This is a genomic window from Streptomyces sp. Ru62, assembly GCF_002920615.1.
In the GTDB taxonomy this organism is placed as follows: domain Bacteria; phylum Actinomycetota; class Actinomycetes; order Streptomycetales; family Streptomycetaceae; genus Streptomyces.
Genome location: NZ_PQSU01000016.1, coordinates 121,979 through 137,711, shown reverse-complemented (window position 1 = coordinate 137,711; position 15,733 = coordinate 121,979). Strand labels below are relative to the sequence as shown.

Annotated in this window: 12 protein-coding genes; 10 read left to right on the top strand and 2 right to left on the bottom strand. The window is 69.5% G+C overall.

Annotated elements, in window-relative coordinates; translation table 11 throughout:
• Positions 1 to 30: 30 nt before the first annotated feature.
• The 3 genes from C3492_RS22720 (at position 31) to C3492_RS22710 (ending at position 3,203) form a co-directional block, all read left to right on the top strand.
• Positions 31 to 714 (top strand): PadR family transcriptional regulator, encoded by a 684-nt coding sequence (locus C3492_RS22720; RefSeq protein WP_103813593.1) that lies wholly within the window; start codon positions 31 to 33, stop codon positions 712 to 714.
• Between the two features lie 43 nt (positions 715 to 757).
• Positions 758 to 1,840: an inositol-3-phosphate synthase gene (locus tag C3492_RS22715; protein WP_014673757.1), complete on the top strand. Its 1,083-nt coding sequence runs from the start codon at positions 758 to 760 to the stop codon at positions 1,838 to 1,840.
• A gap of 100 nt (positions 1,841 to 1,940) precedes the next feature.
• Positions 1,941 to 3,203, top strand: a complete 1,263-nt coding sequence (locus tag C3492_RS22710) for an MFS transporter (protein WP_103813592.1) — start codon at positions 1,941 to 1,943, stop codon at positions 3,201 to 3,203.
• A 111-nt stretch (positions 3,204 to 3,314) separates the two neighbouring features.
• Here C3492_RS22710 and C3492_RS22705 read toward each other — a convergent pair whose 3' ends face one another.
• The gene (locus C3492_RS22705; protein WP_103813591.1) at positions 3,315 to 4,757 is read right to left on the bottom strand and encodes a CCA tRNA nucleotidyltransferase; all 1,443 of its coding nucleotides are present in this window, start codon (positions 4,755 to 4,757) and stop codon (positions 3,315 to 3,317) included.
• Positions 4,758 to 5,013: 256 nt separating this feature from the next.
• On the opposite strand from C3492_RS22705, the gene C3492_RS22700 reads away from it, so the two are divergent.
• The 7 genes from C3492_RS22700 (at position 5,014) to trxA (ending at position 14,861) form a co-directional block, all read left to right on the top strand.
• Positions 5,014 to 7,386 (top strand): DUF6049 family protein, encoded by a 2,373-nt coding sequence (locus C3492_RS22700; protein WP_103813590.1) that lies wholly within the window; start codon positions 5,014 to 5,016, stop codon positions 7,384 to 7,386.
• Between the two features lie 45 nt (positions 7,387 to 7,431).
• Positions 7,432 to 9,804, top strand: a complete 2,373-nt coding sequence (gene murJ / locus C3492_RS22695) for a murein biosynthesis integral membrane protein MurJ (protein ID WP_103813589.1) — start codon at positions 7,432 to 7,434, stop codon at positions 9,802 to 9,804.
• A 118-nt stretch (positions 9,805 to 9,922) separates the two neighbouring features.
• Complete coding sequence (locus C3492_RS22690; RefSeq protein WP_103813588.1) at positions 9,923 to 11,644, top strand: protein kinase family protein; 1,722 nt, start codon at positions 9,923 to 9,925, stop codon at positions 11,642 to 11,644.
• A gap of 25 nt (positions 11,645 to 11,669) precedes the next feature.
• Entirely contained in the window at positions 11,670 to 12,419 is a 750-nt protein-coding gene (gene sigM, locus C3492_RS22685; protein WP_103813587.1) for an RNA polymerase sigma factor SigM, read from the top strand.
• Positions 12,416 to 13,357 (top strand): anti-sigma factor, encoded by a 942-nt coding sequence (locus C3492_RS45935; protein ID WP_258055826.1) that lies wholly within the window; start codon positions 12,416 to 12,418, stop codon positions 13,355 to 13,357. The genes sigM and C3492_RS45935 overlap by 4 nt, the downstream gene beginning before the upstream one ends.
• Positions 13,358 to 13,511: 154 nt before the next feature.
• On the top strand, positions 13,512 to 14,480 hold the full coding sequence (gene trxB / locus C3492_RS22675) for a thioredoxin-disulfide reductase (RefSeq protein ID WP_103813585.1): 969 nt from the start codon (positions 13,512 to 13,514) through the stop codon (positions 14,478 to 14,480).
• A gap of 48 nt (positions 14,481 to 14,528) precedes the next feature.
• Positions 14,529 to 14,861 (top strand): thioredoxin, encoded by a 333-nt coding sequence (gene trxA / locus C3492_RS22670; protein ID WP_103813584.1) that lies wholly within the window; start codon positions 14,529 to 14,531, stop codon positions 14,859 to 14,861.
• Positions 14,862 to 14,928: 67 nt separating this feature from the next.
• Here trxA and C3492_RS22665 read toward each other — a convergent pair whose 3' ends face one another.
• On the bottom strand, positions 14,929 to 15,546 hold the full coding sequence (locus C3492_RS22665) for a GNAT family N-acetyltransferase (protein ID WP_103813583.1): 618 nt from the start codon (positions 15,544 to 15,546) through the stop codon (positions 14,929 to 14,931).
• Positions 15,547 to 15,733: the final 187 nt, after the last annotated feature.

Here is a 15,733-nt window from a genome sequence, read left to right as displayed (position 1 = left end):
ACGGACCTGCGGGACCGGGAGGAGGCGACGATGAGCCGGCGCTCCGGCATCCTTGAGTTCGCCGTGCTCGGCCTGCTCCGGGAGTCCCCGATGCACGGCTACGAGCTGCGTAAACGCCTCAACACGTCACTGGGTGTGTTCCGCGCGTTCAGCTACGGGACGCTGTACCCCTGCCTCAAGACGCTGGTCGCCAACGGCTGGCTCATCGAGGAACCCGGGAACAACCACGACGACGCCCTCGCCGCTCCCCTGGCCGGACGCCGCGCCAAGATCGTTTACCGGCTGACCGCGGAAGGCAAGGAGCACTTCGAGGAACTGCTCTCGCAGGCCGGTCCCGACGCGTACGAGGACGAGCACTTCGCCGCACGGTTCGCCTTCTTCGGGCAGACCTCGCGCGATGTGCGCATGCGCGTCCTGGAGGGCCGGCGCAGCCGCCTGGAGGAGCGCCTGGAGAAGATGCGCGCCTCCCTGGCGCGCACCCGGGAGCGCCTCGACGACTACACACTTGAGCTCCAGCGCCACGGGATGGAGTCCGTGGAGCGCGAAGTGCGCTGGCTGAACGAGCTCATCGAAAGCGAGCGGGCCGGGCGGGACCTGAGGGGTTCCGCGTCCGGGGGGTCCGCTCAGCAGGACACCACCACTGGATCGACGGGCGGCCTGCCCCGTCCCGGGGACACTCCCCGGACGGATACGCCCGACGACACCGCCACGTGAGTCCCAGTCAGGGCCTCACTCGTACACACAGGGAGCAACCGGAATGGGTTCGGTTCGCGTAGCCATCGTCGGCGTGGGCAACTGCGCCGCGTCGCTGGTGCAGGGAGTCGAGTACTACAAGGACGCCGACCCGGCGTCCAAGGTCCCCGGCCTGATGCACGTGCAGTTCGGTGACTACCACGTCCGCGACGTCGAGTTCGTCGCCGCGTTCGACGTCGACGCCAAGAAGGTCGGCCTTGACCTCGCGGACGCCATCGGCGCCTCCGAGAACAACACGATCAAGATCTGCGACGTGCCCACCACCGGTGTCACCGTCCAGCGCGGCCACACCCTCGACGGCCTCGGCAAGTACTACCGCGCCACCATCGAGGAGTCGGACGCCGAGCCGGTCGACGTCGTCCAGGTCCTGAAGGACAAGCAGGTCGACGTCCTGGTCTGCTACCTGCCCGTCGGTTCCGAGGACGCGGCGAAGTTCTACGCCCAGTGCGCCATCGACGCCAAGGTCGCCTTCGTCAACGCCCTCCCGGTCTTCATCGCCGGCACCAAGGAGTGGGCGGACAAGTTCACCGAGGCCGGTGTGCCGATCGTCGGTGACGACATCAAGTCCCAGGTCGGTGCCACCATCACGCACCGCGTCATGGCGAAGCTGTTCGAGGACCGCGGTGTCATCCTCGACCGCACGATGCAGCTGAACGTCGGCGGCAACATGGACTTCAAGAACATGCTCGAACGCGAGCGCCTGGAGTCCAAGAAGATCTCCAAGACGCAGGCCGTCACCTCCCAGATCCCCGACCGGGACCTCGGCGAGAAGAACGTCCACATCGGCCCGTCCGACTACGTGGCCTGGCTGGACGACCGCAAGTGGGCCTACGTCCGCCTGGAGGGGCGCGCCTTCGGTGACGTCCCGCTGAACCTGGAGTACAAGCTGGAGGTCTGGGACTCCCCGAACTCAGCCGGTGTCATCATCGACGCGCTGCGCGCCGCGAAGATCGCCAAGGACCGCGGCATCGGTGGCCCGATCCTCTCCGCTTCCTCGTACTTCATGAAGTCCCCGCCGGTCCAGTACTTCGACGACGAGGCCCGCGAGAACGTCGAGAAGTTCATCCGCGGCGAGGTCGAGCGCTAAGGCGCCCGGCGCCGCTCGCACGAGAACGCTCCTGCCAGGGCTGTGAAGGTCCCCGGGTCCCGCGACCCGGGGACCTTCCGCATGTGTGAGGGTGTGATCCATGCCCGTCGTCCGTGACCTGCGCGTCCTGCTGCGCCTGGAGAACTTCCGGCGCCTGCTGTGCGTCCGCCTCCTGTCCCAGGGCGCGGACGGCGTCTACCAGGTCGCGCTCGCCGCGTACGTCGTCTTCTCCCCGGAGAAACAGACCTCGGCCGCCGCGATCGCCTCGGCGATGGCGGTCCTACTGCTCCCCTACTCACTGGTCGGGCCCTTCGCCGGTGTCCTGCTGGACCGCTGGCGCCGCCGGCAGGTCTTCGTGTACGGCAACCTGCTGCGCGCCGTGCTGGCCGTGGCCACCGCCGCGCTGATGCTCGGCCATGCTCCCGACTGGCTCTTCTACGTGTCCGCGCTGTGTGTCACGGCCGTCAACCGCTTCGTCCTCGCCGGGCTGTCCGCCGCCCTGCCCCGGGTCGTCGACACCGAGCGCCTGGTGCTGGCCAACTCCCTGTCCCCGACCGCCGGCACCCTCGCCGCGACCGTCGGCGGAGCCCTGGCCTTCAGTGTGCGGATCGTGGCATCGGATTCCGACGCGGCGGTGGTACTGCTCGGCGCCTTCCTGTACCTGTGCGCGAGCCTCGCGTCCATGCGCCTGGCACCCGACCTGCTCGGCCCCGACCGACACCCGGCCCGGCCCCGCCTCGGCACGGCGCTCGCCACGACGGCGCGCGAGCTGCTGGCGGCCATGGGACACCTGGCCGCACCGAGGCGCAGAGAAGCGGCCTGGGCTCTGGGCGCGATGACACTGATGCGCTTCTGCTACGGCGCCCTCCTCGTCCTGCTGCTCATGCTCTGCCGCTACGCCTTGGCCGACACTCCCGAGGAAGGGCTGCGGCTCCTCGGGCCTGCGCTGGCGTTGTCCGGCGCGGGATTCTTCGCGGCGGCCGTGGTGACGCCGTGGGCGGCAGGACTGCTAGGCCCCATCCGCTGGATCATGGTGTGCTCCGGCGCGGCCATGGTGCTGGAACCCGCCCTTGGCCTGCCCTTCGCCACCGCACCACTCATGGTCGCGGCCTTCGTTCTGGGCCTGATCACCCAGGGCGCCAAGATCGCCACGGACACGATCGTCCAGTCCTCCGTCGAGGACGGCTTCCGCGGCCGGGTCTTCTCCGTGTACGACGTGCTCTTCAACATCGCTTTCGTCGGCGCCGCGGGAGTGGCGGCCCTGATGCTTCCGCCGGACGGCCGCTCGACAGTGCTGGTGACCCTCGTCGCCGTCCTCTATGGCGTGATCACCGTCGGGCTGGCTCGCTTCGCGCGCCGCTAGGACAGAGTGAGGGGCGATGTTTCACGTGAAACATCGCCCCTCGGTGTCTCCGTCTCCGTCTCCGCCTCCGTCTCCGGCGACTGTTTCACGTGAAACATCGCCCGGACCGACTCAGCCCTGCTCGGCCCACCACTCCTTGAGGGCCGTCACCGCGGTGTCGTGCTCCATCGGCCCGTTCTCCAGACGCAGCTCCAGCATGTGCTTGTACGCCTTGCCGACAGCCGGGCCGGGGCCGATCCCCAGGATCTCCATGATCTGGTTGCCGTCCAGGTCGGGGCGGATCGCGTCGAGCTCCTCCTGCTCCTGGAGCTGGGCGATGCGCTCCTCCAGACCGTCGTAGGCCCGGGACAGTGCCACCGCCTTGCGCTTGTTGCGGGTGGTGCAGTCGGAACGGGTCAGCTTGTGCAGACGATCCAGCAGCGGGCCCGCGTCACGGACATACCGGCGGACCGCCGAGTCCGTCCACTCCCCGGTTCCGTAGCCATGGAAGCGCAGGTGAAGTTCGACCAGCCGCGAGACGTCCTTCACCAGCTCGTTGGAGTACTTCAAGGCGGTCATGCGCTTCTTGGTCATCTTGGCGCCGACCACCTCGTGGTGGTGGAACGAGACCCGGCCGTCCTGCTCGAAACGGCGGGTGCGCGGCTTACCGATGTCATGCAGCAGCGCGGCCAGGCGCAGGGTGAGGTCCGGGCCGTCCTCCTCCAACGCGATCGCCTGCTCCAGAACGATCAACGTGTGCTCGTAGACGTCCTTGTGCCGGTGGTGCTCGTCCCTCTCCAGCCGCAGCGCCGGCAGCTCGGGCAGGACATGTGCGGCGAGCCCGGTGTCGACGAGCAGGCTCAGCCCCTTGCGCGGGTGCGCGGAGAGGATGAGCTTGTTCAACTCGTCCCGGACCCGCTCGGCCGAGACGATCTCGATCCGCCGGGCCATCTCCGTCATGGCGGTGACGACCTCGGGGGCGACCTCGAAGTCCAGCTGGGCGGCGAACCGGGCGGCCCGCATCATGCGCAGGGGATCGTCCGAGAACGACTCCTCGGGCGTGCCGGGCGTCCGCAGGACACGGGCCGCGAGATCCTCCAGTCCGCCATGCGGGTCGATGAACTCCTTCGCCGGCAGCGCCACGGCCATGGCGTTGACGGTGAAGTCGCGGCGGACCAGGTCCTCCTCGATGGAGTCGCCGTACGACACCTCCGGCTTGCGCGAGGTGCGGTCGTAGGCCTCGGAACGGTAGGTGGTGATCTCGATCTGGTAGCCGCCCTTGTGCGCGCCGACCGTACCGAAGGCGATGCCCACCTCCCAGACGGCGTCCGCCCAGGGCCGGACGATCTTCAGTACGTCCTCGGGGCGGGCGTCGGTGGTGAAGTCCAGATCGTTGCCGAGCCGGCCGAGCAACGCGTCGCGGACCGATCCGCCGACCAGGGCGAGTGAGAAGCCCGCTTCCTGGAATCGGCGGGCGAGGTCGTCGGCGACCGGGGCCACCCGCAGCAGCTCGGCGACCGCGCGCTGCTGCGCCTGGCTCAGGGCAGAGGGAGTGTCTTCGTTCGGGTTCGGCACAACAGAAGAGGGTACGTGCCCCGCGTGGCCAGAGGCGCCCCCATAACGCGCTACGGACAGCTCCCGGCATACCCGTGCAAGCGCTGCTCTTGCGGCGTACGGCCGCTCTCCCCTCGATACTGGATATAGGGGACGGGTCACGGTTGTCCTTCGATCTTGTGGAGGAGACCGCGGCACTTCCCCTCAGCGCGCATCGTTACCATGCGTGGACGCACATTCCGACGACCACTGACGACGACGAGGGACGGGCGAGCGCGTGGCCGAGGCGGCTGACTTCCAGGGGACCAGTGCCTCACCTGCCCGCCGGTGGCTGCGGCGCGCCGGAGCACTGCTCGCCGGGGCCCCACTGCTGGCGGGTGTGCTCCAGCTGCCCGCCGCCGGGCCCGCTCAGGCCGCCTCGTCCGGCACGGTGTCCGTCTCCGTGGACTCGCTCAGCCCCAGCGCCCCCACGGACGGCGACACGTTGACCGTGTCGGGCACGGTGACCAACAACGGCAAGCAAACCGTCACCGACGCCCATGTGGGTCTGCGGGTGGGCCCCGAGCTGACCAGCCGCTCGGAGATCGATTCCGTCGCCCGGCACTCCGACGAGCCTCAGGGCAGCACCGGCACGGAGGTCGGCGACAAGTACGAGGAGAAGTTCGACAAGCTCGCCCCCGGGGTCGCCGAGCACTTCACGATCTCCGTCCCCGTGGACAAGCTCGACCTCGGGGACGACGGGGTCTACGAGTTCGGGGTCGCCCTGTCCGGCCAGACCTCCGCCCAGGCCTGGGACCAGGTGCTCGGCATCCAGCGGACGTTCCTGCCATGGCAGCCGTCAGAGGCCGACACCAAGACCAAGACGTCGTTCCTGTGGCCGCTGATCTCCACGGTCCACATGACGGCCAAGACGGGCGCGGGCGAGCTGCAGACGCCGGAGTTCCTCGACGACGACCTGGCCAAGGAGCTGGCCCCCGGCGGCCGGCTGGCCCAGATGGTGGACCTGGGCAAGGACCTCGACGTCACCTGGGTGATCGATCCCGACCTCCTCGCCTCGGTCGACGCGATGGCCGCGGGCAACTACCGGCTCCAGGGCGCCGACGGCACCAGCACGCCCGGTCCACGGGAACACCAGGCGATCGCCAAGCAGTGGCTGGCGGCCCTGCAGAAGGCGGTGGCCGGCAAGGAGGTCGTCGCCCTGCCGTTCGCCGACCCGGACCTGGCCTCCCTGGCACACAACGGCACCAGCGTCACCGGATCGCTCAGCCACCTCAAGGACGCCACCGACGTCGCTGCGATCACCGTGAAGACCGTGCTCCATGTCACACCGAGCACCGACTTCGCCTGGCCGGTGAACGGTGCCGTGGACCCGTCGATCATGAAGGTCGCGACCTCCGCCGGCGCCGACCGGGTGATCGCCCGCAGCGACAGCCTCCAGGAGACCGGCGGACTGCCGTACACGCCGTCCGCCGCCCGTCCGGTCGGGGGAGGCACCACGGCGGTGGTCGCCGACGCCCGGCTGTCCAAGGCGTTCGAGGGCGACCTCACGAAGGCGGGCTCGGCCACCCTCGCCGTCCAGCGGTTCCTGGCCCAGAGCCTGGCGCTGAACGCGCAGACGGACAAGCAGCGCAGCATCGTCGTCGCCCCGCAGCGCATGCCCACGGCGAGCCAGGCGCAGGCGATGGCGGTGGCGCTGAAGGCACTCCAGGGCGGCACCTGGTCGCAGTTCCAGGACCTCTCCGCGGCGGCAAAGGACAAGCCCGACCCGGGCGCCACCACGCGCATCCCGTCGACGTACGCCTACCCGTCCTCGCTGCGCCGGCAGGAACTGCCGCGGGCGGTCTTCGACCAGATCGCCCGCACTCAGGACAAGCTCGACAACTTCCGGGTGATCCTCTCCGACCAGTCCCGCGTGGTCACGCCCTTCGGGCGGGCCATAAACCGCGAGATGTCCACGTCCTGGCGGGGCAGGCGCGGCGAGGCGGTCAGCTATCGCGATGGCGTGGAGGCATGGATCGACGACCTGACCCAACAGGTCAAGCTGATCGACAAGTCCGAGACGAAGCTTTCGGGGCGGAGCGCCACCATCCCGGTGACCGTTCAGAACAACCTGGTCCAGCCCGTGGGTCACCTGGTGCTGCGCCTCACCTCCACCATGCCGACCCGTCTGAAGATCCACGGCAAGGCCTATGACGAGCAGCCTGTGGAGGTCTCCGGCGGGCACAGCCAGTCGGTGAAGTTCACCACCTCCGCCAACGCCAACGGCCGGGTGACGGTCCTCGCCCAGCTGTACACCGAGGACGGCAAGCCCTACGGTGACGCCGTCAGCTTCGATGTGAAGGTCACCGAGGTCACGCCCACCGTGATGCTGGTCATCGGGGGCGGCGTCCTGCTCCTGGTGCTCGCCGGCTTCCGCATGTACACCCAGCGCAAGCGCGCGGCCGCCCGGCAGGCCGACGAGGACGGCCCCGGCACGGCGGGGGAGAACACGGGCGAGCCCGGGAACCCGGAAGCGCCCGGCGACCGTCTCCCGGAAGAGTCCGACTCCACCTCCGGGGCAGACGACCCGGAGCAGCCGAGTGACCCTGCGCCGGACACCGCACCGGAAAGCGCCGACCCGTCCGGGACGGGTGAGAGAGTGGACCGTTGAGCGATGTCGTGGCCGGTGGGCCCGGGACGATGAGGTGGGGTAAGCATGAACGCGCCGTACGACGGTGACCGCGGTCAGGGCGCGGCCGGCTCGGGCTACCCCGAGCCGCCGCCCGAGCCCGGCCAGGTACCGCCGCAGCACGCGGCGGACATGTATCTCCAGGACGCCTACGAGCAGGACCCCTACCGGGCACACGACCTGGCCGCCCAGGACCCGGTCGCCGAGGCGCTGTACGACCGTGCCGCGCACCCGCCGCCGCCCCCGGGCACGTACGACCAGCAGCAGCCGCTGTACGCCCCTCCCGCCCAGTCGCCCTACGCGCCCGACCCGAACGTGTGGGCGCAGACCCCGGCACCGGAGCCGGGGAGCGCGTCCCCGTACCTGCCGTACGGCGAAGACCCGCGCACGACCCAGTTCGTGGGCGTGGACGATCTGGTCTCGCACTCCGGCGAGGAGTACCACGAGCCGGACGCCTTCGCGCACCTCTTCAAGGACCAGCAGCAGGGCGGCGCCCACGCGCCCATGGATCCCCCGGCCGTTCCGGGACCTGCCGCGGCACCTGGCGGTGGGTACGGCCCCGCCGGCCAGTACCCGCCGCCGCACGCTCACGGCCCGCAGCAGGGCCACCCGTACACCGGCGCCGGATACCCGGCCGGTCCGTCCGCCACCGGGTACGCGGCACAGTCCCAGGTGCCCGCCCCGGCCGCCGCTCCGGGCCCCGCGGGTCCGGGGCTCAGCGAGCCGGAAGCCACCACGGCCGGTGACACGGCCGCTCCCGCCAAGAAGGGCGGGCGGGCCGGCGGGCTGCTGAAGTCCAGTGCGGTCATGGCGGCGGGCACGATGGTCTCCCGGCTCACCGGCTTCATCCGCTCCGCGCTGATCGCCGCCGCGCTGGGCCTCGGCTTCCTCGCCGACTCCTTCCAGGTGGCCTACCAACTGCCGACGATGATCTACATCCTCACCGTCGGCGGCGGCCTGAACTCCGTGTTCGTGCCCCAACTGGTGCGTTCCATGAAGGAAGACGAGGACGGCGGCGAGGCCTTCGCCAACCGGCTGCTGACCCTCGTGATGGTGGCCCTCGCCGCACTCACCGGGCTCGCGATGTTCGCCGCACCGCTGCTGGTGCGCCTGCTGGCCGCCCCGGTGGCCAACGACCCGGCGGCGAACGAGGTCGCGGTCACCTTCACCCGTTACTTCCTGCCCTCGATCTTCTTCATGGGCATCCACGTGGTGATGGGTCAGATCCTCAACGCCCGCGGCAAGTTCGGCGCGATGATGTGGACCCCGGTCCTGAACAACATCGTCATCATCGTGACGCTCGGCATGTTCATCTGGGTCTACGGCACCGCCGCGAACTCGCACATGACGGTCCAGAACATCCCGCCGGAGGGCCAGCGTCTGCTCGGCGTCGGAGTGCTGCTCGGCCTGGTCGTCCAGGCCCTGGCGATGATCCCCTACCTGCGCGAGACCGGCTTCCGGGTCCGGCTGCGCTTCGACTGGAAGGGCCACGGCCTGGGCAAGGCCGCGATGCTCGCCAAGTGGACGGTCCTGTTCGTCCTCGCCAACCAGGCGGGCGCCATGGTCGTGACCCAGCTGTCCACCGCCGCCGGCAAGGACTCCGGGGTCAAGGGCGCCGGATTCGCCGCCTACGCCAACGCCCAGCTGATCTGGGGCCTGCCGCAGGCCATCATCACCGTCTCCCTGATGGCCGCCCTGCTGCCGCGCATCTCGCGTTCGGCCGCCGAGGGCGACGCGGGTGCCGTCCGCGACGACATCTCCCAGGGTCTGCGCACCACCGCGGTCGCCATCGTGCCGATCGCCTTCGGGTTCGTCTCGCTCGGCGTCCCGATGTGCACGCTGATCTTCGGCTCCGCCGGCACCGGCGCGGCCACCAACATGGGTTACATGCTGATGGCCTTCGCCCTCGGTCTGATCCCCTACTCCGTGCAGTACGTCGTCCTGCGCGCCTTCTACGCCTACGAGGACACCCGCACCCCCTTCTACAACACGGTCATGGTGGCCGCGGTCAACGCCGGAGCCTCGGCCCTCTGCTACTTCCTGCTGCCGGCGCGCTGGGCCGTCGCCGGCATGGCAGCCTCCTACGGCCTCGCCTACGCCATCGGGGTGGGCGTCGCCTGGCGCCGGCTGCGCCAGCGGCTGGGTGGCGACCTGGACGGCTCCCGAGTGCTGCGCACCTACGCGCGACTGGGTATCGCCTCGGTTCCGGCGGCCCTCCTCAGCGGCGCGGCCTGCTACGGCATCGGACACACCCTCGGCCTGGGCGTCGTGGGCTCCTTCGCCGCGCTGCTCGCCGGCGGTGCCGTTCTCTTCGGCGTCTTCTTCGTCGCCGCCCGCCGGATGCGCATCGAGGAACTCAACTCGCTCGTCGGTATGGTGCGCGGGCGTCTGGGGCGTTGAGGCGGGGGTAGGCGCACAACCATCGTCCGCTGCTGTGTGTCGTGCATAGCGGCGGACTGTGGGCACAATTGGTTTCGGCGTCGGACAGCGTGCAACGGATGGGGAGGCAGGGACGACGGTGGCGGAACGGAGCACGGCTGCCGTCGACGTGGCAGACAACAGCGGTGAGCAACCGCTGACCGCCAAGGCGGACCAGTCCACGGCCGACGGGGTGGCCAAGAACCCGGAGCGGGACACGGACAGCGTGGAGGCACAGGGGAGCGGCGGAACCGAAGGTCCCGGACGGAAGGCATCGCCTCCGGAGTTGCACAGCGGTCACAAGCTCGCCAGACGCTACCGGCTGGAGGAGTGCGTCACCCGTCTGGACGGATTCAGCAGTTGGCGTGCGGTCGACGAGAAACTCCGTCGTGCCGTCGGCGTCCATGTACTGCCCGCGGACCACGCCCGGGCCCGTTCCGTCCTCGCCGCCGCCCGATCCTCGGCACTCCTCGGCGATCCGCGCTTCGTCCAGGTCCTCGACGCCGTCGAGGAGAACGACCTCGTCTACGTCGTCCACGAGTGGCTGCCCGACGCCACCGAACTGTCCACGCTGCTCGCCGGCGGCCCGCTGGAACCGCACGACGCCTACCAGATGGTCAGTCAGGTCGCCTCCGCCATGGCCGCCGCCCACCGGGAGGGCCTCGCCCATCTGCGGCTGAACCCGAACGCCGTGCTGCGCGCCTCCACCGGTCAGTGGCGCATCCGTGGTCTCGCCGTGAACGCCGCCTTGCGGGGCGTCACCTCCGACACACCGCAGCGCACCGACACCGAGGCGATCGGCGCCCTGCTGTACGCGGCGCTGACCCAGCGCTGGCCCTACGAGAGCGACGCCTACGGTCTGTCCGGTCTGCCCAAGGACATCGGCCTCATCCCTCCGGACCAGGTGCGGGCCGGTGTGCACCGCGGACTGTCCGAACTCGCCATGCGCGCCCTCGTCAACGACGGTGCCACGGCGTCCCGTCACGAGGCTCCGTGCACCACGCCGGAGGAGCTGGTGAAGGCGATCGGTGAGATGCCGCGCATCCGCCCGCCCGAGCCCGCGTTCACGGCACCGCCGGAGTACCAGCGCACGACCTATCAGCAGGGCACCTACGGCCGCCCGGCCCCGCACCCGGGGGTCACGCAGCCGATCGCTCCCCCGCCGCCCCCGCTGCAGAGCCGCACCGGGAAGGCCCTGAAGTGGGCGGTGTCGGCCCTGCTCATCGCGGCCCTGGGTCTGGGCAGCTGGCAACTGGCGGACGCTCTGATGGACCGGGGCGGGAAGTCGGACGACACCAACAAGAGCCAGACGACGGACGGCGGCGACAAGAACGCCGTGAAGCCGAAGCCGACCCCCATAAAGATCCAGAACGGCCAGGAGTTCGTCGCCAAGGGCGACGCCCAGAGTCCCGGTAACGTCCCCAAGACGTACGACGGCGACACCTCGACGTACTGGAAGACCAAGAGCTTCAACGAAGGTCCGACGATCGCGCCGTTCAAGCCGGGCGTCGGCATCGTGTACGACCTCGGCTCGGCCAAGGAGCTCCGTACGGCCACCATCGACCTCCGCTACGGCGGTGACCACACGACGGTCGAGCTGTACGCCGCGGATTCGCTGTCCCCGGTCTCGCTGGATTCCATGACGAAGATCGGCAGCGCCACGACGACGGGCACCACGGCCACGGTGAGGGTCACCAAGTCGGTCAAGACGCAGTACGTTCTCGTCTGGCTGACGGCCGTGCCCAACTCGGGGTACGACTCCACCTTGTACGCCAGCGCCGGCTACAAGCAGGCCATCGGCGAAGTGAAGTTCACGGGCTGACGTCTCACCCGGACCGGAGGGGCAGATGGCGGAGGGCGCCGGATACGACGGAGTGGGCGACCGCGACCTGCTCGCCCGCCACGTCGAAGGCGACCCCGAGGCCTTCGGTGAGATCGTGCGGCGCCACCGGGACCGGCTCTGGGCGGTCGCCCTGCGGACCCTGGGGGACCGCGAGGAGGCCGCTGACGCCGTTCAGGACGCCCTGGTGTCGGCCTACCGGGCCGCCCACACCTTCCGGGGACAGTCGGCCGTCACGACGTGGCTGCACAGGATCACGGTGAACGCCTGCCTGGACCGGGCGCGTAAGGCAGCCTCGCGGAAGACGGCTCCGGTCGACGACACCGAGCGGCTGGAGCAACTGCTGGAGCCGTACGAGTCCGCCTCGGCGCCGGCCGAGCGGAAGGACGTGCACCGCCAGCTCCTCGAAGCGCTCGGCACCCTTCCGCCCGAGCAGCGGGCCGCTTTGGTCCTGGTGGACATGCAGGGCTACCCCGTGGCGGAGGCCGCGCGGATCCTCGATGTCCCCACGGGGACGGTGAAGAGCCGGTGCGCCCGGGGCAGGGCAAGACTGCTGCCGCTGCTCACCCATCTACGGCCCGAAGGCACTCCGCAGGCGCGATCGGCCGGTGTCGGAGGAGGGAAAGAGACCGGCCCGGAACGGAACCGGGGGCAGGGGTCATCCGTCCCACCGGCAACGGGGTCACCGAGCGGACATTCCAAGGACGCGGGACCGAGCGATACAGCCGTAGTGAAGGGCGGAGGTGGGCGAGCGTGACTTCCACGACAGACACGGCCGGGCACCCGGACGTCGCGGAGATCTCCGACCTCACCGAGGGCCTCCTTCCACCGGACCGCAGCACCGCCGTACGGAGCCATCTGGGCGTGTGCGAGGAGTGCGCGTACGTATATACGTCGCTGGAGGAGATCCGCGGCCTGCTGGGGTCCGTGCCGGCGCCGGAACGCATGCCGGACGATGTGGTCGAGCGCATCGGTGTCGCCCTTGCAGCCGAGACACCACTGAACGCGGGCGGCGAAGACACCGCAGGCGATGTTTCACGTGAAACATCACCCCCCGTTGCTCACGTCAGTGCGCACCCCGCTCCCCACTCCATCGTCCCTGCCACTGATCACCCTGCTGACCGCCCCGCAGGGCGCCCGCGCGCGGGGACCGGACCCGGCCGCAAGGGACCACAGCCTGGGCGGCGCCGTGGCCGGCTCGTCCTGAGCGCCGTTCTGACCGCCGCGGTACTGGGGGCCGGAGGCCTGATCGTGAAGTCGCTCGGGGACACCACCGACCACACGACCGCCCACGGGACGCCGACCGCATCCGTCGACACCTTCTCCGGTGACAGCGTGCAGAACCAGGTGCACACCCTCCTCACCACCAAGAAGGGTCTGCTGCCGGACAGTGCGAAGCCTCGACTGGGCGGGGACGGCGGGTCGGACACGCCCGGCTCGACGGAGGGCCCCAACACCCTGCTCCAGACCGCGGTTCCGGTCCCCGACTGTGTCCGGCAAGCACTCAACCAGAACGCTGACGTCCTGGGCGCCAAGACGGGAACGTACGCGGGTAAGGCTGCCTATCTCGTCGTCGTGGCCGACACACACGACAGCAAGCGGGTCACCGCCTATGTGGTCGACGCGGCCTGTGTGCACCAGCAGACCGCTTCGGCCGGCACGGTTCTGCTGAAGCAGTCCGTCGCGCGTCACTGAGCCGGGCTGGAACACTCCTTCGGCCGTTGCAGGGCACGCGTGTGCCGTGGCACACCGGGAATGCGGGGCCCGTAGGATCCGTTGGGTGGGGTGAGAGTCCCGAAAGGGGCTCCCACCGGTCGACTGACGCAGACCAGAGACGAGGAATCAAGCCGTGAGCGACGTCCGTAACGTGATCATCATCGGCTCCGGGCCCGCAGGCTACACGGCGGCGCTCTACACCGCCCGTGCGTCGCTGAAGCCCCTGGTGTTCGAAGGCGCCGTCACCGCGGGAGGCGCCCTGATGAACACCACCGAGGTGGAGAACTTCCCGGGCTTCCGCGACGGCATCATGGGCCCCGAGCTCATGGACAACATGCGCGCCCAGGCCGAACGATTCGGTGCCGAGCTGATCCCGGACGACATCGTCTCCGTCGACCTGACCGGTGAGATCAAGACCGTCACCGACACGGCGGGCACGGTCCACCGGGCGAAGGCCGTCATCGTCACCACCGGCTCCCAGCACCGCAAGCTGGGTCTGCCGAACGAGGACGCGCTCTCCGGCCGTGGCGTCTCCTGGTGTGCTACCTGTGACGGGTTCTTCTTCAAGGACCACGACATCGCCGTGATCGGCGGTGGCGACACCGCGATGGAGGAGGCCACCTTCCTCTCGCGGTTCGCCAAGTCCGTGACGATCGTCCACCGCCGGGACACCCTGCGCGCCTCCAAGGCGATGCAGGAGCGCGCCTTCGGTGACCCGAAGATCAAGTTCGTCTGGGACAGCGAGGTCGCCGAGATCCAGGGCGACCAGAAGCTCTCCGGCCTGAAGCTGCGCAACGTCAAGACCGGCGAGCTGTCCGAGCTGCCCGCGACGGGCCTGTTCATCGCGATCGGCCACGACCCGCGCACCGAGCTGTTCAAGGGCCAGCTGGACCTGGACGAGGAGGGCTATGTGAAGGTCGACTCCCCGTCCACCCGCACCAACGTGACCGGTGTCTTCGCCGCCGGTGACGTGGTGGACCACACCTACCGCCAGGCGATCACCGCGGCCGGGACCGGCTGCTCCGCCGCCCTGGACGCCGAGCGCTTCCTCGCCGCCCTCGCGGACGAGGAGAAGGCGGAGCCCGAGAAGACCGCCGTCTGACCTTCCCTCTCCCTCACCCCACCGCACGACCAAGGTAAGGAGCCCACCGTGGCCGGCAACCTGAAGACTGTGACCGACGACTCCTTCGATCAGGAGGTCCTCAAGAGCGACAAGCCCGTCCTCGTGGACTTCTGGGCGGCGTGGTGCGGCCCGTGCCGTCAGATCGCCCCGTCCCTGGAGGCGATCGCCGCCGAGCACGGCGACAAGATCGAGATCGTCAAGCTCAACATCGACGAGAACCCCGGCACGGCCGCCAAGTACGGCGTCATGTCCATCCCGACCCTGAACGTCTACCAGGGCGGCGAGGTTGCCAAGACCATCGTCGGCGCCAAGCCCAAGGCCGCGCTTCTCCGTGACCTCGAAGAGTTCATCGCCGAGTGACGTTTCACGTGAAACATGAAGGGGGCCGACCCGCAAGGGTCGGCCCCTTCATGTTGATCCTTCTCCGCTACAGCGGCCTCAGCGCGGGCTCCTTCTGGACCGCCCCCAGGAGCCGGTCGAGCGCCATCTCCACGTCTTCCTTCCAGGAGAGCGTGGACCGCAACTCCAGCCGCAGCCGGGGATGCGTGGGGTGCTGCCGGACCGTCTTGAAGCCCACGGCCAGCAGATGCTCGGCAGGCAGCAGACAGGCGGGCTCCTTCCAACGGGAGTCACCGAACGCCTCGATCGCCCTGAAGCCCCGGCGCAGCAGATCCTTCGCCACCGTCTGCACCAGCACCCGGCCCAACCCCTGCCCCTGGTATCCCGGCATGACGAAGCCGGTCATCAGCTGGACGGCGTCCGGCGAGACGGGACTCGTGGGGAAGGCCGTCGAGCGAGGGACATAGGCCGGCGGAGCGTAGAGGACGAAGCCCGCCGGTACGTCATCGACGTACACCACCCGGCCGCACGACCCCCAGTCCAGCAGGACGGCGGAGATCCAGGACTCCTTCTCCAGCGCGGCCGTGCCCGCCTTCACCGCCGCTTCGCCGCTGACAGGGTCCAGCTCCCAGAAGACACACGACCGACAACGGTGGGGAAGATCCTGAAGGTTGTCCAGTGTGAGCGGCACGAGCCGACGCCCCATGAAGGCTGATCCTCGCTTCCTTCGCCCGCCGCATCGCGAGCGGCTGCCCCCGTCTCTCCACTCACAGATGCAGACGCTGTCCGGTGGATGTGCCCTGTCTGATCGCATCGTATCCACGATCGGATTCACTCGATACCGCCTCAAAGCAAAGAGCGGACCGTGTTCCGGTACACACCGGACACGGTCC